Source organism: Ornithinibacillus sp. 4-3 (assembly GCF_040958695.1).
Taxonomy (GTDB): Bacteria; Bacillota; Bacilli; order Bacillales; family Amphibacillaceae; genus CALAMD01.
This window is the reverse complement of record NZ_CP162599.1, coordinates 3,431,380-3,452,466: the sequence shown is the minus strand read 5'-3', so window position 1 is coordinate 3,452,466 and position 21,087 is coordinate 3,431,380. Positions and strand designations below refer to the sequence as shown.

16 protein-coding genes are annotated in these 21,087 nt (G+C 34.4%); 10 read left to right on the top strand and 6 right to left on the bottom strand.

Annotated elements, in window-relative coordinates:
- The first annotated feature begins 113 nt into the window (after positions 1-113).
- From AB4Y30_RS16565 to AB4Y30_RS16540, 6 genes are all read left to right on the top strand, one after another.
- Positions 114-614 (top strand): PH domain-containing protein, encoded by a 501-nt coding sequence (locus AB4Y30_RS16565; RefSeq protein WP_368653285.1) that lies wholly within the window; start codon positions 114-116, stop codon positions 612-614.
- Positions 611-2,086 carry a PH domain-containing protein gene (locus AB4Y30_RS16560; protein WP_368653284.1) on the top strand — a complete coding sequence of 492 codons (1,476 nt, stop codon included), beginning with the start codon at positions 611-613 and terminating at the stop codon, positions 2,084-2,086. The genes AB4Y30_RS16565 and AB4Y30_RS16560 overlap by 4 nt, the downstream gene beginning before the upstream one ends.
- Before the next feature lie 181 nt (positions 2,087-2,267).
- The gene (locus AB4Y30_RS16555) at positions 2,268-2,576 is read left to right on the top strand and encodes a tyrosine-protein phosphatase (protein WP_368655247.1); all 309 of its coding nucleotides are present in this window, start codon (positions 2,268-2,270) and stop codon (positions 2,574-2,576) included.
- 212 nt (positions 2,577-2,788) lie between these two features.
- Complete coding sequence (locus tag AB4Y30_RS16550) at positions 2,789-5,410, top strand: YhgE/Pip family protein (RefSeq protein WP_368653283.1); 2,622 nt, start codon at positions 2,789-2,791, stop codon at positions 5,408-5,410.
- A 364-nt stretch (positions 5,411-5,774) separates the two neighbouring features.
- Complete coding sequence (locus AB4Y30_RS16545; RefSeq protein WP_368653282.1) at positions 5,775-7,424, top strand: ABC transporter substrate-binding protein; 1,650 nt, start codon at positions 5,775-5,777, stop codon at positions 7,422-7,424.
- A gap of 390 nt (positions 7,425-7,814) precedes the next feature.
- Positions 7,815-9,422 (top strand): ABC transporter substrate-binding protein, encoded by a 1,608-nt coding sequence (locus AB4Y30_RS16540; RefSeq protein WP_368653281.1) that lies wholly within the window; start codon positions 7,815-7,817, stop codon positions 9,420-9,422.
- 159 nt (positions 9,423-9,581) lie between these two features.
- On the opposite strand, the gene cls is transcribed toward AB4Y30_RS16540, so the two are convergent.
- Together cls and AB4Y30_RS16530 are read right to left on the bottom strand one after the other, a co-directional pair.
- A complete protein-coding gene (gene cls / locus AB4Y30_RS16535) occupies positions 9,582-11,030 on the bottom strand; it encodes a cardiolipin synthase (RefSeq protein WP_368653280.1) in 1,449 nt (482 codons plus the stop codon).
- 230 nt (positions 11,031-11,260) lie between these two features.
- Entirely contained in the window at positions 11,261-12,151 is an 891-nt protein-coding gene (locus AB4Y30_RS16530; protein WP_368653279.1) for a polysaccharide deacetylase family protein, read from the bottom strand.
- 406 nt (positions 12,152-12,557) lie between these two features.
- On the opposite strand from AB4Y30_RS16530, the gene AB4Y30_RS16525 reads away from it, so the two are divergent.
- The 4 genes from AB4Y30_RS16525 to AB4Y30_RS16510 all read left to right on the top strand — a co-directional run bounded on the left by AB4Y30_RS16525 (position 12,558) and on the right by AB4Y30_RS16510 (position 17,114).
- The gene (locus AB4Y30_RS16525; protein ID WP_368653278.1) at positions 12,558-13,367 is read left to right on the top strand and encodes a hypothetical protein; all 810 of its coding nucleotides are present in this window, start codon (positions 12,558-12,560) and stop codon (positions 13,365-13,367) included.
- Between the two features lie 402 nt (positions 13,368-13,769).
- Positions 13,770-15,167: a M20 family metallopeptidase gene (locus AB4Y30_RS16520; RefSeq protein ID WP_368655246.1), complete on the top strand. Its 1,398-nt coding sequence runs from the start codon at positions 13,770-13,772 to the stop codon at positions 15,165-15,167.
- Positions 15,168-15,191: 24 nt separating this feature from the next.
- The gene (locus AB4Y30_RS16515) at positions 15,192-16,631 is read left to right on the top strand and encodes a M20 family metallopeptidase (protein ID WP_368653277.1); all 1,440 of its coding nucleotides are present in this window, start codon (positions 15,192-15,194) and stop codon (positions 16,629-16,631) included.
- A 105-nt stretch (positions 16,632-16,736) separates the two neighbouring features.
- Entirely contained in the window at positions 16,737-17,114 is a 378-nt protein-coding gene (locus AB4Y30_RS16510) for a DUF4362 domain-containing protein (protein ID WP_368653276.1), read from the top strand.
- 85 nt (positions 17,115-17,199) lie between these two features.
- Here AB4Y30_RS16510 and AB4Y30_RS16505 read toward each other — a convergent pair whose 3' ends face one another.
- From AB4Y30_RS16505 to AB4Y30_RS16490, 4 genes are all read right to left on the bottom strand, one after another.
- On the bottom strand, positions 17,200-17,916 hold the full coding sequence (locus tag AB4Y30_RS16505; RefSeq protein ID WP_368653275.1) for a dihydropteridine reductase: 717 nt from the start codon (positions 17,914-17,916) through the stop codon (positions 17,200-17,202).
- Positions 17,917-18,073: 157 nt separating this feature from the next.
- Positions 18,074-19,063 carry a hypothetical protein gene (locus AB4Y30_RS16500; RefSeq protein WP_368653274.1) on the bottom strand — a complete coding sequence of 330 codons (990 nt, stop codon included), beginning with the start codon at positions 19,061-19,063 and terminating at the stop codon, positions 18,074-18,076.
- Entirely contained in the window at positions 19,050-20,297 is a 1,248-nt protein-coding gene (locus AB4Y30_RS16495) for a glycosyltransferase family 2 protein (RefSeq protein WP_368653273.1), read from the bottom strand. Before AB4Y30_RS16495 ends, AB4Y30_RS16500 begins: the two co-directional genes overlap by 14 nt.
- The gene (locus tag AB4Y30_RS16490; protein ID WP_368653272.1) at positions 20,294-21,055 is read right to left on the bottom strand and encodes a hypothetical protein; all 762 of its coding nucleotides are present in this window, start codon (positions 21,053-21,055) and stop codon (positions 20,294-20,296) included. The genes AB4Y30_RS16495 and AB4Y30_RS16490 overlap by 4 nt, the downstream gene beginning before the upstream one ends.
- Between the last annotated feature and the right edge of the window lie 32 nt (positions 21,056-21,087).

Here is a 21,087-nt window from a genome sequence, read left to right as displayed (position 1 = left end):
TCGTATTGCATTTTAATACGAACTTCCTTTTTTATCATTCTTGCTTTTTTTCTTAAGGCTTTTCAGGTATTATTCCTGTATACAATAGAATTCTTTAAGAGAGGCTTGATCATATGGAAGTGTTTGATGGTTCAGAAATGGAAAACAAAATTGCAGGAGAATATCGAAAGGTATTACAAATAGGCAGTGTCATAGAGCTTGCTATCGAATTAATTATTCTTGGTGTAGTTCTTGCTTTAAGCTATTATTTTAATTGGTATCATTGGATTCCATGGATTATTTATGGCTTAATAGGTGTGTTTATCATTTCCTTTCTTTGGACTGTATATTTTGGGTCTAAATTTCGAGTGCAGTATTGGAGATATTATATAGATGAAGAATATGTGCGTTTAAAATTTGGAAAACTAAATAGAACATACCAGCTAATTCCGATGACGAAGATTCAATTTGTTGAGACGAATCAAGGTCCAATATTAAGGAAGTATCGATTATATAATTTATCCATTGGTACAATGGGATCGGATCATACTATCCCTGGGTTATCTGAAGAAGTAGCCTTTAAACTACGTGAGGAAATTAGTGTATATGCGAAAGTGAAGGAAGTGGAATCATGAAGCTAGATATCCGTTTCCACCCATTATATATGGTAGTCAGCATGATAAATCTACTGAAAGGTGCTTTCATTCCCTTTATTCTTTTGTTCATTATCCAGTTAGGAAATCAATCATTTATCTGGGTAGCAGGGCGATATGTTTTTGTTGCGTATATTGTATTTTCACTTATCCGCATATTCCTGATTTGGCGGACAACCACCTATCGTTTAGAAGAAGATGCTTTCATATTAAAGAAAGGGATATTTTCAAAAACTAGAACGACTATCACCTATAGACGAATTCAAAATATTCAAAGGTCAACATCGGCTTTTCATAAATTACTTGGAATCACTTCTCTACAGTTCAGTACGGCAGCTGCATCAAGTGCTTCCTCTGTGATTGATATTGAAGCAATTTCGAGGCAAGAAGCCGATGAATTAGAGGACTTTGTTAAAGACTTAATTGGTGATTTACAGTCCGAAGAATTAGCGGAGTCTGAATTAGAGGAAAATGCTGTGAAACAAAAGCCCACTCAGAAGATATATTTTGAAGCAACGAAAAAGCAAATGATTAAAGCATCCTTTACTTCTTTAAGAATATTTATTATTTTTCCTATTCTAGCCTTTATTATTAATCAAGGCTCGGAATTATTTCAAATGGAGGATGTATTTGAAGAATGGTTTGAATTGATTATCGCGAGTTATATTTTACTAGCAATCGTTATTATAATTTTATTGCTTTTAAGTGTAGTGATCGGAATGCTTACTACTTATTTACAATACGGTCGATTCATTATTTCTAGTGATGAAGAACGTATTTATATTCATCGCGGTATATTATCAGAGAAATCTTTTACCATTCAGAAGAAAAAAGTACAAGGATTAAAAATAAAACAAAATATACTAAAACGGTTATTAAAGCTTTCCGAAATTCGATTAGTAAATATAGCACAACAGGATGAAGAGGAAGCATCAGAAGCAACGAATTCACTTTATCCATTTCTTGAGAATAAGGAAGGAAAACGATTAATCAAGCAAATCTTACCACGCTATTTTGTCGAGCCTTCCTTACAAAAACTGCCGAAAGCGGCATTTTATACTCATTTAATTCAAGTGCCATATTTGTTTATCCTAGCTGTTATCGCGTATTTCATTTGGTCATTTAGTTTTTGGTGGGCGATTGCAGTACTTGTTTATACTATGATAGCTCGAATACTACAATATTTATTCACACGCTATGCATTAGAGGGAGAATTCATTGTGTATAAAACGGGAGTATGGTCAGTGGAGGCATATGTAACACGGAGAAATAATGTGATGGAAGTATCAGTTACACAAAATATATTTCAACGTCTATTCTCCTTAGCAACTATTCAAATATCGATGCGTGCTAAGCCAGCAGAAATAATTTCTATAGAACATGTCCCAATTACTTTTGCACAGGATGTACTACATTGGTATGAGCAACGGGAAGTACAACTGGTTGAAGAATAATGAAAGTGAAAAGCTATTAGATGATTCTAAACTCATCTAGTAGCTTTTTTGTTTTTACAATTCCTTTATAAAAAAAGCGTAATAAAGATATAAATCACCTGTTTATACACAATTTTTATACAATCTCCATTAAAAACCTTGATCTAAAGCTGTTTCTCCAGTTTTAAAGAATTAATATTTTATTTACGCCGGTGTTAAACCGTTTTTATTAACGCTTGGTGTGGAATGGGAAGTGGTTCTGGAAGATTATCTATACTCTAATGTTACATTGGAAAAATACCATAATGATATTTTCGATAAAATAGCAGATAAGGTATCTGCGGAATATCTTGAAGCATTTAAGGTACAGTTTTTATTACAAGAACGTTATTTAAACATGGCTTTACAAAATATCCTTACTAATTATGAAGATATCGAGACATTCTTGGCAAAAGAATACGAAATTACGGAAGAAGTTAGAAAAGAAATTCAAGACTTTTGCTTAGAGTAAGCATAAAATGAAATTTCATTCCGCTAAAAACATTCAATTCGATTACATGTTATCGATTGAATGTTTTTTGTTTTTTACTAAAAAATTATAATTGAAACCTTTGTAAATATTTTCGAAATAATTAAAGAAAGGCTTTGTACTAGTGGTTTTACCCTTTTTGATTTACACTAAAGGATAGTAAGTTTCTTGAAAAAAATGAAGGGGTCATACCATTGAAGAATGCTTTTAAAATTTTAAAAACCGATATATTAAATATTATTAAAAATCCTGCTGCAATTATTGTTATTGCTGCAGTTTGCTTTTTGCCATCCTTGTATGCATGGCTGAATATTGCTGCCTCATGGGATCCTTATGCAAATACAGAGGGAGTAACTGTAGCAATTGTTAGTGAGGATAAAGGTGCGGAAGTACAAGGGGAATTTATGGATGTCGGGGATGAAGTAATTAATTCTTTGAAGAAAAATGATAATCTCGGATGGAGGTTTGTGTCAAAAGAAGAGGCAATGAAAGGCGTAGAACATGGAGATTACTACGCTGCGATTATTATTCCAGAGAATTTCACGGAGAAATTACTTAGTGTAACAACAGATACAATAGAGAAACCAAATCTAGACTATTACATTAATGAAAAAATAAATGCAATTTCACCAAAGGTAACTAATTCTGGTGCAACTGCTATTGTAGAAAATATCCATAATCATTTTGTGGAGGAAGTAAATAAATCCGTTTTGGAAGTATTCAATGAATTTGGCTTAGAACTAGAAGCGAATTATGTGAATATCGAAAAGGTTAGAGAGACAGTCTTTCTATTAGAGGATGAGCTACCAAATATATTTTCACAGTTGAAGAAGGCAGATGAATCATTAGGATTTGTAGATGAATCTATTACAAAAGTTACTGATACACTTGAGAAAGTAGATGAAATAGATCAAAGAGCAATAGAAGTAAATCAGGAATTGCTTACGAAACTAAATACACAGGAAGAAAAGATTGATGAAACATTAGATGTAATTATTGGTTATTTACAAGGAGCACAAGAACTCTTTAAGCAAGTACCTGAGATAACGCAAGAAATTGCTGATAAAGGAGAAACCTTTGACCAGCTTGTACTAACATTAGAAGAACGCAAGCAAGGTATTGATAATGTTTCTATACGTCTCGGTGAAATACAAGATTTCCTTTTAGAGCAGGATCAGAACTTAAAAGAGTCATCTAAAATAAAAGAAATACAAGATTCTGTTCAACAGAATATAGATGATTTAAATAAATTAAAAACAGATTTAGAACAAATGTTAGAGAATATCCAAGGAGAAGAATCACCAGGGCAAACAGCTGCAAAAGAATTACAAGATCAAGCAAATAAGCTCCAACAAGATATAAATGGAGCAATGAAACAAACGAGTGATGCAATACAAAATACGATTACCCAAGCAGAAAATAATCAAGAAATAAGTGACCAAACCGCCCAAGAGCTTCAGATGATACAAGATACTATTAATAATGCGCAGAAGGAATTAGATACTCAAGTACAGGAGGCGATTGATAACTTTGCAAACCAAGCAGCAAATCCTGAACAAGCAGTGGAACAATGGAAAACAATCATTGAGCGCTTAGAAACAAATATAACTGTATTACAGGATATCCAAACTGTTATGGATCAATTACAAGAAGCTATCCAATCAGATGTCATTCAAGATGAAGCAAAAAGAATGACGGAAATCCAGGAGAAATTAGATCAGACGAATCAAAAGATTGACGAGGTAATTACAGGTATAGAAACGGCTAAAAATCGAAGTGGTGATGCGCTTACTCAAATAAATGAAAAAGCAGTGGAGATGGAACAAGGATTGAATGAAATTATTGACTTTGTTGATCAAGATTTACGTACAAAGTTTAAAGATGTAGCAGGTCAAGCAAAAAATATCCTTGAACAAACAGCAACTGTGTTTAATGACATAAGTGAGAAAATCCCTGTTGTACGAGAAGCTTTAGAAAAAGGGAAAGAAATGACACATGATGGACAAGAAAAACTAGCTCTAGTAAATGAGCATTTCCCTGAAGCGAGCGAAGTCATTAGACAATTAGCTGATAAAATTAGAGAGCTAGAAGAAAAAGGCGATCTTGATGAATTAATCAAGATATTAAAAACAGATCCAACAGAAGTAAGTGAATTTCTGGCAGATCCCATTGTTCTAGATGAACATCGCTTATATGCTATTCCTAATTATGGATCTGCAATGAATCCATTTTACACTACACTTGCATTATGGGTAGGGGGATTGATTTTAGTTTCCTCCTTAAAAGCAGATATTGAGAATAAACAAAGATTCCGTAGTCATGAAGCATATTTAGGTAGATTATTTACATTTGGTGGTATAGCCTTTGTCCAGGCATTTATTGTGACAATTGGTGATTTATTGATTATGAAAACATATGTCGCTAATCCTATCATATTTATCTTGTTAGGAATATTTATTAGCCTAGCCTTTGTGACAATCATCTACACATTGGTTTCTGTATTTGGTAATACTGGGAAGGTTATTGCAATTATCTTGATGGTGATGCAATTAGGTGGATCTGGAGGAACATTCCCAATCCAAATGGCACCAGCCTTTTTCCAAAAAATCCACGGATTTTTACCCTTTACACATGCAATCACATTGCTCAGAGAAGCTGTTGGTGGAGTAGTATGGGGAGTTGTTTGGCTGCATATCCTTTACTTAGTTATTTACATGATTATATTTTTGTTACTAGGTCTTTTGTTGAAGCAATTCTTTAATCGTTCTAGTGATAAATTTATGGAAAAAGCGAAGAAGAGTAAAATTGTAATTTAATGTATTGGCACAGCTAAGAACGATAAAGCTGTGCCAATACATTTTTTAATTATTTAAGGTAATTTTTTGAATTTTGTCGGTTTCAGAAAATTACCTTGAAAATTTTATTGACAATTCACACATTGGCTAATATAATCAATTGACAGATTCAAAAGGTGTCAAATGGATTAAGACAATATATATAGTTAGGCTTTCTTGCATATGAATTGTCGGAATTTTCAAATTCATAGAAGGTTTGTTGGTTATAAAGAGTTAACAAATAAGTGAAGGAATAGGAAAAGGGGATATTCTAGCACTTTATCTTTATAATTATCCATCTTTTGGCTCCGCTTTAAAAAAATATAGAATTGAGGTAGGAAAGAAAATGAAGCAAAAGAGATTAGGACTATTATTTTTTATTCTTATGTTAGTATTTGCTCTTGTTGCTTGTAGTAGCAATGATGATACAACAAGTAATGAAGGTAGCAATAATGATACGGAAACAGATGATTCAACAGATACTGATGATGGTGAGGAGGAGGAAGCCACATCTGATGGTGAATTTGCTGGTGGAACATTAAGAATTGCTCTAGATGCTCAGCCACCTAACTTAGATTGGCCGACTACTCCAGCAACATCTGCAAGAGATGGGGCAAGATTGGTTTTTGAAACGCTTGTTACAACAGATGAGGAATACAAGGCAGTTCCAATGTTAGCAGAGAATATTGACATTAGTGAAGATGGTAAAACATATACCTTTAAATTAAGAGAAGGTGTTAAATTCCATAATGGAAAAGAAATGACATCTGAGGATGTTGTAGCTTCGATGGAGCGTTGGTTAGAAAAATCAACAATCACAGGTACAATTTTCATTGATGCAACTTGGACAGCGACAGATGATTACACAGTTGTTTTAGAGCTTCAAGAGCCGTCTTCTTTAACTTTAGATACAATGGCATCAGCTAAAATGGGTGCAGCAATTATGCCTAAAGAGATTATTGATGGTGCAGGAGATGAATTTATTACTGATGAATACATTGGTACAGGACCATATGTATTTACAGAATGGAGACAAGATCAATATATTCATTTTACTCGTTATGAGGACTACCAACCTGTAGAAGAAGAGCCGAGCGGTCTAAGTGGTAAAAGAATTGCTCACTTTGATGAAATTTTCTACTATGTTGTACCAGATAGCTCTACACGTTTAGCGGGATTACAAACAGGAGAGTATGATTTAGCATATGGATTACCATATGATGTATATGATCAAGTGCAGAATGATCCAAACATTGAAGCGTTTTTAACACCATCTTCGAATGCATTCTTACACTTTAATAAGAGTGGAGATATTGCCTCAAATCAGAGCTTTAGACAGGCCGTTAATACAGCACTGGATGTAGATGAAATTATGTATGCGGCGCATCCAAATGATGATTTATTCTGGGTAGATTGTGGTTATATGGATATTAATATTAAAAATTGGGCAAGCTCAGCTGGCTGTGATGAAAACTTTAACTTAAAAGATCCAGAAAAAGCAAAAGAATATTTGGAAGAAGCAGGTTATAATGGAGAAGAATTTAAAATCATGTTAACACGTGATTATGCAAACTATTATACAGCAGGAATTGTAATTCAAGAACAATTAAAGAATGTCGGTATAAATGCAGTAGTTGATGTAGTAGATTGGCCAACATTTAATGATAAGATGCAAAGTAAACTAGATGAATGGGATGCACTTGTAATTGGTTCTTCTACAGTAAGTACACCACCACAATTATTATATTTAAGTCCAACTTTTGGTGGAGGTTTAGAGGATGAGAAAGTTGCTGAAATGATGAAAGCACTTGAAACATCTGCTTCCATAGAAGAAGGTCAGCAAATTTGGGATGAATTACAAGAATATGCAGTAACAGAAGTTGTTCCTGTAGTTAATCTAGGTGGAGTAAACTCACTCTTTGGTCTTTCAAATAAATTAGAAGGAATCACTGCATTCACTGGTTTGGTATTATGGAATGCGAAGTTCACAGAATAAACAATATAATGGAGTCAGGTATCGTTTTAAGATACCTGGCTTTTTATTTTGAGCTAACGATGTCTAGCTCCCTGCGCCCGAAATTAAGAGATTTCACGTTACGCCCTACCATAAAGAAGAGTTGGCGATTGGCAAGCTGTAAGGCGTAGACAGGGTCATGGTCGGAGGTGATCAGTAGCCGGCACCTAGCAAAGGTTTTGTGATGTGGTAAAAAGGCACTTGTGCTTAAATTTTAATATAATTCTCACATAATCAGAAAGCAAAATTTCTTTTCTCTGATAAAGTGAAAAAGTTTGACGGAGACCTTTTTAGTCTCTAAAATGGTTGATAGTGAGTCGATTTTGAATAGAAAATTAGAAATCGCATTTTAAATTCAGGAGGAGAGAGGAAATGAAGTTTAGTAAACGCTTTCTATTTGCTTTGTTCGCTATTTTGATGCTTGTTGTTGTAGGGTGTAGCTCAAACTCGTCAACGGAGCAGGACAATGACACAGATTCAGATTCTACAGACAACGAAACGAATGAAAATGATGAAAACAGTGCTGGAGGAGAATTGAAGGTAGCATTACCGGCACAGCCTTCGATTATTGATCCGCACGTAACAACAGAGACAGTAACATCAACATCTACAAAACCTGTTTTTGAAACGTTAGTAGTTACAAATGAAGACAGACAACCAGTTCCTTATTTGGCAGAGAAGATTGATGTAACAGATGATAATAAAACATACACATTCCATTTAAGACAAGGTATTAAATTCCATAATGGACAAGAGATGACTGCAGAGGATGTAGCTGCCTCCATGAACCGTTGGAGAGTCAATGCTACAGGGGCAAAAGTAGTTATTGGTGATGATGAATTTACTGTAGTAGATGATTATACGGTTGAGTTAACATTATCAAAGCCATCTTCATTAGTACCTTCTTTAATTGCTACAGAACGTCTAGCAGCAATTATGCCAAAGGAATTAGTTGAAGAGGCTGGAGAAAATCCAGTAAGTGAAATTATTGGAACAGGTCCATTCAAGTTTGAGAATTGGTTACAAGATCAATATATTCATTTAACGAAAAATGAAGATTATGTACCATTTGATGAACCAATTGATGGTTTAGCAGGTAAGAGAGAAGCGCTTGTAGATGATATTTATCTATACTTTGTATCAGATACCTCAACTCGTATGGCTGGTTTACAAACAGGAGAATATGATATCGATGCATCGATAGCGAATCAAAATTTAGCGCAAATACAGAATGCTGAAAACTTACAAGAGTACATTGAGCCTGCAGGAAATCTTACATTATATTTTAATAAAAAAGATGGAGTATTTGCAGATGTAAACATGCGCCAAGCAGTAAGTGCGGCATTGGATATTGGAGAAATCATGCAAGCGGCTTATTCAGAAGAGGATTTATATGCATTAAGTCATAGCTATATCCATGAGAACTATCCTGATTGGTATAGTGAAGCAGGGCAAGAGTTTTATAATCAAAATGATCCAGAAAAAGCAAAAGAATGGCTGGAAAAGGCTGGATATAATGGTGAAACAATTCGCTTTTTAACAACGAGAGATTATGAAGAATATTATAATGCTGCAGTAGTAATTCAAGAGCAGTTAAAAAACATTGATGTAGAAGTAGAGCTTGAAGTAGTAGACTGGGCTACTTTATTAGATAGACGTAGTGACCCAGCACAATGGGAGCTATTTATTTCTGGTTTCAGTGTGAAACCTCAGCCGGTTGGATTACTGCCACTTGATAAAGAATACGCTGGTTGGACAGAAGATGATAAAATTGAAGAACTAAAAGAAGTTATCCAAACAGCTAGCCTTGAAGAGGCACAAGCAGCTTGGGATGAATTACAAGCTTATGCTTGGGGAGAATATGTTCCTGTAGTTCTTTTAGGGTTCTATAACCAAGTAACTGGAACAAACGATAAAGTAGAAGGATATATTACAGATAATGGACAACCAATCTTCTGGAATGTAAAAAAATTAGACTAAATTAAAAAGAACTGAAGGTGCACTAACACCTTCAGTCTTATAATAGCTTAGCCTCCTGTAGGGAGCTAAGCTATTAAGAGTAATCCACCCTTGAGTCACGGTCACGAACTCAAGGGTGATTTTATTTTTGGTTTATACTATTTATTATGAAGTTCAACTTTATAAGATTGGAGCTAGTAACCTTGAAACAGATTCGCGTATTCTCGTCCAAAGACTGCGTTGTGCATACATTTCTCTAGTAACCTCAAAGCTATTTGATAAATCTTGCTCAAATAATTCTCGGCATTTTTTTGCGATATCTCCATCATAGATAATTGCATTGATTTCAAAATTTAAGCTAAAGCTTCTTACATCGATATTTGTTGTTCCAATTGTACAAATCTCATCATCCACTACCATCATTTTTGCATGTAAAAAACCTTTATCATAGCGATATAATCTTCCGCCATACTGTAATAAATCGCCACCATATGCAGAATTTCCACCATATACAAAAGGATGATCTGTCTTGGCTGGAGTGATCACTCGAACATCGACTCCAGATGCGGCAGCAATTCGAATAGCATTTAGAAAAGCTTGGTCTGGAATAAAATAAGGCGATTCAATATAAACATATTTTTTCGCAGTTAAAATCATCCGAATATAACTGTCCTTAATGGATTCTATAGCTGTGTCTGGGCCACTAGATACAATTTGAATTGGTATAGCAGAAGATTCTACAAATTTAGGGAAATATTCGGGTCGATTACTATTGAAGGGAATATTTCCCGCCTGATGCCAATCGAATAAAAAGTGTGTTTGCATACTATAAACAGAATGACCTGTAATTCTTAGATGAGTATCGCGCCAATATCCAAAGCGCTTATCTAGGCCAGCATATTCATTTCCAATATTGAAACCACCAATATAGCCTAATTTCCCATCAATAATAATTAATTTTCTATGATTACGGAAATTAATACGAGGATTAAATAAAGCAAAACGGGTTGAAAAAAATGCCTCTACCTCTCCACCAGCATTTATTAACGTTTGAAAATGCTTCTTTTTTAATTTTCTAGATCCTAAATCATCATAAATGACTTTGACTTCTACACCCTCATTAGCCTTCTTCACAAGTGCATCATAAATACTTTTACCTGTTTCATCCATTTTAAAAATGTAATATTGCATATGAATGTGGTTTTGTGCCTTTTCAATATCGGCAATAACCTGACGGAATTTCTCTTTTCCATCTATGATCATATCAACATGATTATGTGTAGTTAAAATAGCATGATTATAATCAACATTCATTTGAACAAGCTGTTGATGATTATTAGTTATCTTATTTGGAAAACGAAAGGAATCTTCTTGCATTTTCTTCTTTTGTTTAAGAAAAACATCTAAAGCTTCTTCCTCATGTAGCATGCGCCAACGCACAAAATTTTTCTTACGTAAATTCCTGCCTAATAGCATATACAATATGAATCCAACAACAGGTAAGAATAATAGTACAAATAGCCATGCCCAAGTGGAAGAAGAGCTTTTTCGGCCAATGAATACAATGATTATTGCTAAGAAAATATTGATAACGAAAATAGAGATTGTAAAGATACTAGTAAATGTCATCTAAGATTCGCCCTCCTTTTAGAATATGTAATAATAGTTGATTTATTGAGTGTTATGAGTTGCTATTTAAGAGTGTTTACATGATGAATTTATCATTATTTAGCAGAGCAGATATTAATTGTGACTTTAGTCATATGTATACTTATTCATATTAAGTTATAAAATCATTTGATGCTAGAAAAAAATGGAATCAGTAATTATATTACCGATTCCACTTCATTGACCTAAGATTATTTTACTTTACCATATATTGGACCAACACCAGATTGATTGGTTATTTCCATTAATTCAGATACTGTTAAGAATTCATAACCTTCATCTGATAAGTATTGTAGCGCTTCAGGAAGTGCGTCAACGGTTGTTGGATGAATATCATGCATCAGTACAATAGAACCTGAGATAACATCGCGTTTGATAACATCATTAATTGCTCTTGGATCTTTACTCTGCCAATCTAGTGTATCTACTGACCACTGAATAACGGAATCATTATTCTTTTCAGCATATGCTATCACCTGATCGTTCACTGCCCCATAAGGAGGACGCATTAGATGTGGGCGAATCCCTGTTGCCTTTTCAATATTATTTCTTGGAGTCTCCATTTGATATTCTAATTTTTCCAAAGATAGTTTTGTTAAATCCGGATGTGTTTGTGAGTGGTTCGCCACCTCATGCCCTGCAGCAGCTACTTGTTGAGCTAGCTGTGGGTAATATTCTACTTGACTGCCAAGCATAAAGAATGTTGCTTTTGCATTGAATTTTGCAAGCTCCTCTAGTACTCTAGGAGTTGTTTCAGGCAATGGACCATCATCAAACGTTAAGGCAACATATTTTTTTTCATTACTAGATTCATTGGTGTTTGTTTCATTATTGCTATTATTTTCTTCATTATTATTCTCGTTTGCACTATTATCTTGGTTGTTTTCACTGCTTTGATTGTTATCATGTTGATTATTTTGTTCTTCTTGTTCTGTTTCCTCTTTGTTTTCTTCGGGACTTGCTTCTTGGTCTTCTGATGTAGTATCGACTTTTCTTTCCGCACTTGCAATAAAAGATTGATAGACTAAAAAAGATAATAAAATTACTAACAGGGCGCTTTTAATTATGTTTTCAACTTTCATAAGAGCTAACTATCTCCTTATATAAATATTATGTACATCATACGCAAATTTCCATATTTTGTATACAGATCGTTCGTCATATTTCGATAGGAATCTTAATAAAGCATAACATATTTGTAATAGTTTTGTAATGCAATTTTAATAAAAGAACTAAAACAAATCTATTTTTCAGGATAATTGACTAGAATAGTAGAAATAGAAAGGAGAATTTCTTCATTTTTAAAAAGATTCTCTATTTGTGTCGATATATGAAATAGTTTCTTAAATAACTTGTAATAATATGTAACGAAGTAAATGGCTTTCCGTCTAATTAGACAAACGAATAAATTTATTACTGTAGATCGGCTAAATTAGAATATACAATTGTCAGTAAAATGGTTCCAAAAAACAAAAGAGGTGACTAATAATGAAGCGAACATTTATTCTGTTAGTATTGTTACTCCCGGTCTTTCTCCTTATTGCTTGTGGTAAAGAGCCTGTGGAAGAGAATCAATCTACAGAGGAAGAAGTGAATGATGAGGAAGAGATGGAAAGAATAACAAATTCAGGCATTTATAATGGCCAGCAAGATCCGCATACGATTGAAATCGAAACGGAAGATGGAACTGTGGCGTATCAAATCGTAATGAACCTCCGGGAAACGGTTGAAAAATTGGAGGTTGGTGAAGAGGTAAGCTACACCTATTATCAAGATGGAGCTCAGCTTATCATCGAGGAAATTACTGGAAAAGGGATTACAGAAACAGAAGAACCAGAAGAGGAAACAACAGACAACGAATCAAATGAGAAAGAGGACGAGAAGATGACTGCTAGTGGAATTTATAATGGCAGAGCTGATTCTCACACAGTAGAAATTGAAACTGAAACAGGTCCAGTCGCTTATCAACTTACTATGGAAGCACGCGATCAGGCTGACCAATTAGAGGAAGGTCAGGAAGTAACCTATACGTATAAGCAAGAAGGGGAGCAGTTAATTATTGAATCAATTAAACATACGGAAGAACAGGAAGGTGAGCTGATTACGGAAACAGGTATTTATAATGGTCAGCAGGATCCCCATACGATTGAAATTGAAACAGCGGAAGGACCAACTGCTTTTCAATTGACAATGGAAGCTCGAGATAATGTAGAGCAGCTAGTTGTTGGCGAAGAAGTCATATATGAATATAAAGATAATGGTACCCAGCTAGTTATTGAGAAAATTAGTATGAAATAGATATAAAACAAGGCGACAAGATAGTATGTGTAAATGATGATTAGAAGTAATCATTGCTAATGCATCTATTTGTCGCCTTGTTTTTGGTGGAAAGTCTTGTAAAAAAACTTGATATTTAGTTATTTCGGAGAACGAATATTTTTTTGCCCATTTTTAATCAATGCTTTATAATTGAAATAGAATAATTTTTCACACTATAGGAAAATATAAAATTTTAATGAAGAAATGATGTCAATGCAGTTTGCATATGACAAGCAATATTTCTAGTATGCTTAGTAGGTGAAAGTGCTTCTAAGTAATTCAGCTTTTACTAGGACATGGTTAAGCAAGTACTCTTTTAAAAAATAAAAAGGTGGGAAAAACGTGGGAACAACAAGTCATTTACAGCAAGTCAAAGAAACGGTGAATCGTACGAATAAATTACTATGTGATGTAAGCGATTACGTATGGGCTCACCCAGAAACAAGATTTGAAGAATATGAATCCATGGAAAAAATTTGTGAAGCATTAGAGCAAGAAGGTTTTGCTGTAGAAAAAAATGTTGGAGGAATTGAGACTGCTTTTGTTGGTACTTATGGCAATGGGGGTCCTGTTATTGGATTCTTAGGTGAGTATGATGCGCTTGCTGGCTTGAGTCAGAAAAGCGGCATTACAGAAAAGGAAGCAATTGAGCCAAATGCAAATGGTCATGGATGTGGACATAACCTATTAGGAACTGCATCTTTAGCAGCGGCCTTTGCTTTAAAAGATTATTTAGAGAAAAATAATGTAAGTGGAACTGTAAAATACTTTGGTTGTCCTGGAGAAGAGGGCGGATCAGGTAAGACATATATGGTAAGAGAAGGTGTCTTTAAAGATGTTGATCTGGCGTTAACTTGGCACCCAGGCTTTGCTAATGCAGTGACAGTAGAAAGCTCACTAGCAAACTATCAAGTTTATTTTAAATTTGAAGGAATTTCTTCTCATGCGGCAGGTTCTCCTCATTTGGGACGCAGTGCATTAGATGCTGTGGAACTAATGAATAAAGGAGTAAACTACTTACGCGAGCATGTGATTCAAGATGCACGTATGCATTATGCAGTGACAAATGCGGGAGGAATTTCGCCAAATGTTGTTCAACCTGTTGCAGAAGTATTATATCTTGTTCGTGCACCTCAATTAGAACAAGTGAAAAGTATATTTGAACGAGTAGTGAAAATTGCAGAAGGTGCAGCATTGATGACAGAAACAAAAATGACAATGAGATTTGATAAAGCATGCTCAAACTATATTCCAAATCGCTCATTAGAAAAAGTCGTATATGAAAAGATGGTAGAGGTAGGTCCATCAACATATACAGATGAAGAAAAAGCATTTGCAAAGGATATTTGGAATACATTAACAGAGGAACAGAAGGATGCTGCGATTCAGGCTTTTGATGGTATTGCTGAAGTTGGTGAAGTATCAGATACGTATGTTGCCGATTTCATTACACCTTATCAGCCAGGGGAGAAAGTGAAACCTGTTTCTACCGACGTTGGTGATGTAAGCTGGGTTGTACCGACAGCACAATGCACAACAGCTACTTGGGCAATTGGAACACCTGGTCATTCGTGGCAAGTTGTTTCCCAAGGTACAACGTCTATTGCAAAGAAAGCTATGCTTCAGACAGGTAAAATTCTCGCTTTAACTGCGATAGAGGTATTAGAGAACAAGGAATTATTGGAAGAAATTAAACAAGAACACGAAGCGAAGTTTAAAAACCGTACGTATGAGTGTCCTATTCCAAAAGATGTCCAACCAACTAGATTAAAAGGATAAGAAAACAAGGAGGAATTTTCAACCATGACCGTTCGATTAGAAGACCATGTAAGAGAATATTTAATAGATAATAGAGATGAATTTATCAGAATTAGTGATTTTATTTTTGAACATCCAGAAATTCGTTTTTTAGAACATGAATCTGCAAAGTTTTTAGCGCATGAATGTGAAAAAGTAGGATTTGAGGTAGAACGTGGTGTTGCAAATATTGAAACAGCCTTTGTGGGAACTTATGGAAGTGGAAAACCAGTTATTGGTTTTTTAGGTGAGTATGACGCGCTTTCCGGTTTAGGACAAGTAGCAAATGAATCATGTCAAAAACCAGATGGAAATGATGCAGGACATGGTTGTGGACATAATTTGCTAGGGACAGGAGCATTTGCAGCTGCTTGTGCGGTAAAGGATTATTTGGAAAAAAATAATCTACCAGGAACAGTGAAATTTTTCGGCTGTCCAGCAGAAGAAGGTGGATCAGGTAAGACATATATGGTCCGCGAAGGAGTATTTGAAGATCTTGATTTTGCATTAACATGGCATCCAAATAAAGTAAATAGCATTATGAGTCTATCTAGTAATGCGAACTACCAAGTTTATTTTAAATTTGAAGGTGTTTCTTCCCATGCAGCAGCTTCTCCGCATCTAGGGCGCAGTGCATTAGATGCTGTTGAATTAATGAGCTCAGGAGTAAACTATTTACGTGAACATGTAGTGCCAGAGGCAAGAATGCATTATGCATATACCAATACAGGAGGCATTTCGCCAAATGTGGTTCAGCCTGTAGCTGAGGTTCTTTATTTAATCCGTGCACCACGTGTTCAACAGGTGGATGATATTTTCAAACGTGTTGTGAAAATCGCTGAAGGTGCGGCGTTAATGACAGAAACAAAAATGACAATGAAATTCGATAAAGCGTGTTCTAATTATATTCCAAACCGTGCACTTGAGGAAATCTTATTTGCAGCATTACAAGATTCTTTAGTGGAGGAACCTACAGAAGAAGAAAAAGCATATGCTAAACAAATTTGGGAATCGTTAACACCAAATGAGAAGGATGGATATATTTCATCTATGGCTAGCTCTGGATATGTTGGTGATGGTAGTGAATTCGAAGGGAAATACTTAGCAGATTCAATTGTTGATTATCATCCATCAGAAAAAGCGATGGCGGGATCAACAGACGTATCAGATGTGAGTTGGGTAGTTCCAACTGCACAAGTAGCAATAGCAACAGGAGCACTTGGCACACCTGGACATTCATGGCAGATGACAGCACAAGGGAAAAGCAGCTTTGCACATAAAGGTATGCTTCGTGCAGCAGAATCCATGGCAAAAGCAGCGATACATGTGTTAGAAAATGAATCTTCTTTAGAAAAGGTTCAAGCAGAATTCGCAGCTTTCCGAGCGAAGAATCCGTACACCTGCCCAATCCCAGATGATGTTCAACCGACAATTTTGAAAAAGTAAATAGATAAATAGGTAATACAAGACATGGTAGTTTTATCAACGAATAGATAAAGCTACCATGTTTTTATTAACTGATATTTAATATTTCAAAAGGTGGGAAAATGAGTGCGCTACGTAATTATAGCTATTGTATTTATTATCCTATTAGCCGGATGTCAGTCCAATAAAGAAAATGAAGTAATCAATGAACATAATGATTTTACGAATATTGAGCGTTTGGACCAATTTGTAGAAAATATTAAGAATGGTATAGAGGATGAGATAGTTTTTATTCAATATGGGGTAGAAGTTCAGGAAGCGCGTAATACACTGACTTACAATGGAAACCAAATTAATGTCACCAACCATTCAGATGGAGATTTTATTGAAGAGTATGATTGTGAAGATTTGTTGAGTGAATCAAATGAGGATTTAACCACTTATACACTGAAAGGATGTATGGGTCTTCCACATGATTATGAATTAGTAGCTGTACCGAAATAACATATATATTTTCTCACGATATTAAGAAACAGGATAGTATATAAAAAATACTATCCCGCTTTGTTTACACCTCGAACAAAATTACTTAAACCTCTACATCAATTGGTAAGAACTCAGGTAATTGTGACTTATGCTTATCAAGCATAATCTGTTCTGGCTTAATGCCTTCCTCAAGTAATGCTTCAATGTTTTGAATAAGGAATTCATCACTACCAACAACATAAAAAAGTCCATCCTTGTCTGCAGCAAGATTTTTCACTTCTTTATAATAATCTTGACGATTATCGACAAACTGTGATGTGAAATTCTGATCAGATGCAGGTACAACAAGGTTAGGGAATAAGAAATCCTTTGTTGAATCAATATTTAAGGAATGCATTTGATTAACATCATCAGCACGTTCGAAATAATCAAGTATAAGTGGTCTGAAAGTTGCTAAACCAACACCAGATGATAATAAGTAAACATTTTTCTTTTCTCGTTTAAGTGGTACATTGGAATGTGTTTTAAATAATGCAACTTCAGTACCTACTTCAAGCGTTCTTAAAATCTGCTTGAATTCAGAGCATAGCTCTTTAATACGTGTTGTGATCCCAATGGAATTTTCATGTGGTAAAGTAGAAATAGACATATGACGAATTAGACTGCGATTTGGTTTATCTCCAGCATTAAAGCCTTCTAGTGCCATATGAGTATGGGCGCCTTCTTCCCATGTAAAGCCTTCAGGGCAATCAAGCATATATGTTTTAACTTCAGGAGTCTCTTCAATAATTTTATTTATTTTAGTCCAGTATATTTGCATATTTTTAATTCTCCTTCTTTCTTTATATTTATTACTACTATCTATCTTATAACAAATGATAATAATTCTCAATTAAATGAACCGATTATTTTAGAAAGCTTAGTTGTGTTATCTGTATCAAAAAAAAAATCGAGCATTGTCGCCCGATTTCCGATACCTAATGTGTTAACTGTTGTCCAAGTATAAAATCAAAAAAGTGAACATTTTTTAATTCTGTTGAATGTTCTATTTGTTTAGCTCTTTCAATGACTTTATCAGCTTGCTCATTTTCACCAACTAATTCAAAATAAGCATGTAAATAATAATATACAGATAATGATTCATAGTTTACTACAGGTTCTAATGTAGTTCGATGATACTGACCAAATAATTTTCCTTTAGTATCCCATTCCTGAATAAGCCATTCTTGGAATGCAGGAGATGACTCCTCAATATGTTCTCGATTACTAGCAATAAGTAACTGATCGATCATATGCACATGTTCTACTAGCTGAAAATCTCCAATTTCTAAATCATATATTTCAGGAAAAAACACTTGTTCTAAATGAGAGAGCTCTTTTAATAATTCAAGTGATTGTTTTGTGTTTGTTAGTACATGAAAAAATTCAGGGCTTAGATAGCTTAAAACCACTCTTGCAGATGTTGTATCATATGACCAATCATAGAAATCTGGATAATATCCATCGAGCTGCATTTTCCCAGTAAGTCCCTGTTTAAGTTCAGCAGCGAGCTTGTCGTAAGTAGGTTGTTCAAATTTTTCACTGGCATGTTGGAGTGCGGCAATGATTCGCACATCATCAATTAAAGCATTTACATGAGCTGTTTCAAAGATAGCCCATTGAATAAAGGTATGTTTGTCTGTTTCTATCAGAAATTCCTTCTCAAGCTTCTTTACTTCCTGTTGAAATGCCTCCGCATCATTTGCCTGTACTAAATATTCCATATACAAGCCAATACTCTCCGACAAATATTGAGAATCAATTTGGTTAGGATGTGCGTGAATATATCCTTCTTTATTCATATAATTTTTCTCTATTATTTCTTTCATAGACATATTTGTCACTTTCTTTTCTTGGAAAAGGGAACCTATGAAAAAGATTCCTCCACTAATTAAAATTATCCCAATTATCCATTTAAATTTCCTCATTTTCGCCAACCTTTGCTTTAAATCGTTTCGTTTTATCCCAACCAATAACTTTTCCAGTAATTCTGCTCCATATATACATTGGCAGGCTTCTTAATAGCAGAATAACGAAGATTTGAGCATAGGTGAAGTACATAATCAATGTGTAGATGATATTTTTCAGTGTAATCGTTTCATCGACAACGATAGAACTAATTAATTGAGCTGTATAGACAACATAGCTCATATACCAAAGAAAGAATAATGGAGCTGGTATAATTGGTAAGTCATAACCAAATATACTTAGAATAAAAAATGTATGAGATACAAGTAATAGCAGAATAAATACAACATAGGTCAGTACATGTTGCAAAGTTAGAAAGAATGTACGTCCCTTCCAATGAGCAAACTCACGTAAGGATTTCCCAAGTAAATAAATATTACCAGTTAGCCATCTTGTTCTTTGTTTAATAAATGTTTTTAATTTTTCAGGTTCTTGCTCCCAAGTGCGAGAACTAGGTACAACAGGAAGGAAATATCCTGATGCGGTAATTCGAACGGTTAATTCCGCATCTTCAGCAAGCGCGTATACATCATAGCCACCCATTTCATTAATAACGGCTCTTTTCAAAAGCATATTTGTGCCAGCTAATGAACCGAGTTTAAATAATGCCCAACGGCCACATTGCATGAGCAACTGAAATACCTGGAATTCCAAAGCAATCATTCCAGTTAGGAAATTTGTGTTTGCATTTTTGGTTTTCACATAACCAACAGCGCCAGCCGCATTTTCAGTTGTTTCTGCAGTTTCTACCAATTTTTCTAGCGCGTCAGGCTCTGGCTGATTATCGGCATCATATACAACAAAGTACTCAGATTCAGAAATACTCAAACCATAGTTTAAAACACGTGATTTTCCTTTTGGTTCTCCTGGAGGTACGGGAATATAATGAATATTAGAAAAAATTTTAGAAAATTCCTTTACAATCTTTCCTGTATCATCAGAGGAATTATCATCCAATAAATAAATATCTAATTTCCCTTTATATTTTAAGTTTGCCATTGCACGCATGGTGTCACCAATTACAACATCTTCATTATGTGCTGGGATTAGAACAGCGACACTTGGATAATGCTTTAGTTTTGATGGATTTTTATAACGGGCCCGAAACCAAACACCACCGATTGTAACTACTGAATAAAATAGAAGTAAACTCCAAAAGAAAGCCATGATAACATAAAGTAGATATGTCATCATGTTGATTCATCCCTGTTGAGGTCATTTAATAATTCCATATTTGTAAATTCATGAATGCTTACTTCATATGGTGGTTCAATAAAATTTAATTTCTCTTTTGCATTAGAACGAATCCGATCTAGCACAATTTTTATTCCATCTTCATTTGTATCTTTTAACATAATGAATATTTCATTTGGTTTTGATGTTACTAAATCAAATTTATCTCGAATGGATCTTAGCACAACTTCTTCTATGGTAGATTGTAGATTATGTTGTACTCTTTTATTTTCATAGATAATGTTTAAGCGTATAAACCAAGCCTGCTTCTTATCTCTTTTCATTGATCTTAATAACCAGTCTGATTGAATATAGAATTCATTATTTGATAAAATTCCTGAAGGATAGAATCGCTGAAGCTTCTTAAGCTCAGCAGCTAAACGTTCATTTTCATAACCCATTCTTTTTAAATAGGTTAACAATATCCAATACATTAATAGAAAGGCTGTAAATAATAAATGATTATATGTATATAGTAATTGAATATCCGTTGTTTCTAAATCTATAAATGAGCGAACAGTTAAATAAACACCATATAGAATAATAATAGTAATGGTGTAAAGGAACATCGTCCTTTTTCTTAATAGCGGGATAACGATTAATGATATAAATCCAACAACCATAGATTCATAATAAAATGGGAATTTTATCATGAAGGTAGCGCAGCCAATGACGATAAGTAAAAATGTTAAGATTCCAATTACAACATTTTTTTGCAAAATATCCCATCCCTCAAGTGAAATTTCATTCA

What these genes read in the sequence shown, in the direction of transcription:
- AB4Y30_RS16500 (WP_368653274.1), bottom strand. Translation starts at nt 19,063, where the DNA reads ATGAGGAAATTTAAATGGATAATTGGGATAATTTTAATTAGTGGAGGA.
- AB4Y30_RS16530 (WP_368653279.1), bottom strand. Translation starts at nt 12,151, where the DNA reads ATGAAAGTTGAAAACATAATTAAAAGCGCCCTGTTAGTAATTTTATTA.
- AB4Y30_RS16540 (WP_368653281.1), top strand. Translation starts at nt 7,815, where the DNA reads ATGAAGTTTAGTAAACGCTTTCTATTTGCTTTGTTCGCTATTTTGATG.
- AB4Y30_RS16495 (WP_368653273.1), bottom strand. Translation starts at nt 20,297, where the DNA reads ATGATGACATATCTACTTTATGTTATCATGGCTTTCTTTTGGAGTTTA.
- AB4Y30_RS16560 (WP_368653284.1), top strand. Translation starts at nt 611, where the DNA reads ATGAAGCTAGATATCCGTTTCCACCCATTATATATGGTAGTCAGCATG.
- AB4Y30_RS16505 (WP_368653275.1), bottom strand. Translation starts at nt 17,916, where the DNA reads ATGCAAATATACTGGACTAAAATAAATAAAATTATTGAAGAGACTCCT.
- AB4Y30_RS16545 (WP_368653282.1), top strand. Translation starts at nt 5,775, where the DNA reads ATGAAGCAAAAGAGATTAGGACTATTATTTTTTATTCTTATGTTAGTA.
- cls (WP_368653280.1), bottom strand. Translation starts at nt 11,030, where the DNA reads ATGACATTTACTAGTATCTTTACAATCTCTATTTTCGTTATCAATATT.
- AB4Y30_RS16525 (WP_368653278.1), top strand. Translation starts at nt 12,558, where the DNA reads ATGAAGCGAACATTTATTCTGTTAGTATTGTTACTCCCGGTCTTTCTC.
- AB4Y30_RS16515 (WP_368653277.1), top strand. Translation starts at nt 15,192, where the DNA reads ATGACCGTTCGATTAGAAGACCATGTAAGAGAATATTTAATAGATAAT.
- AB4Y30_RS16565 (WP_368653285.1), top strand. Translation starts at nt 114, where the DNA reads ATGGAAGTGTTTGATGGTTCAGAAATGGAAAACAAAATTGCAGGAGAA.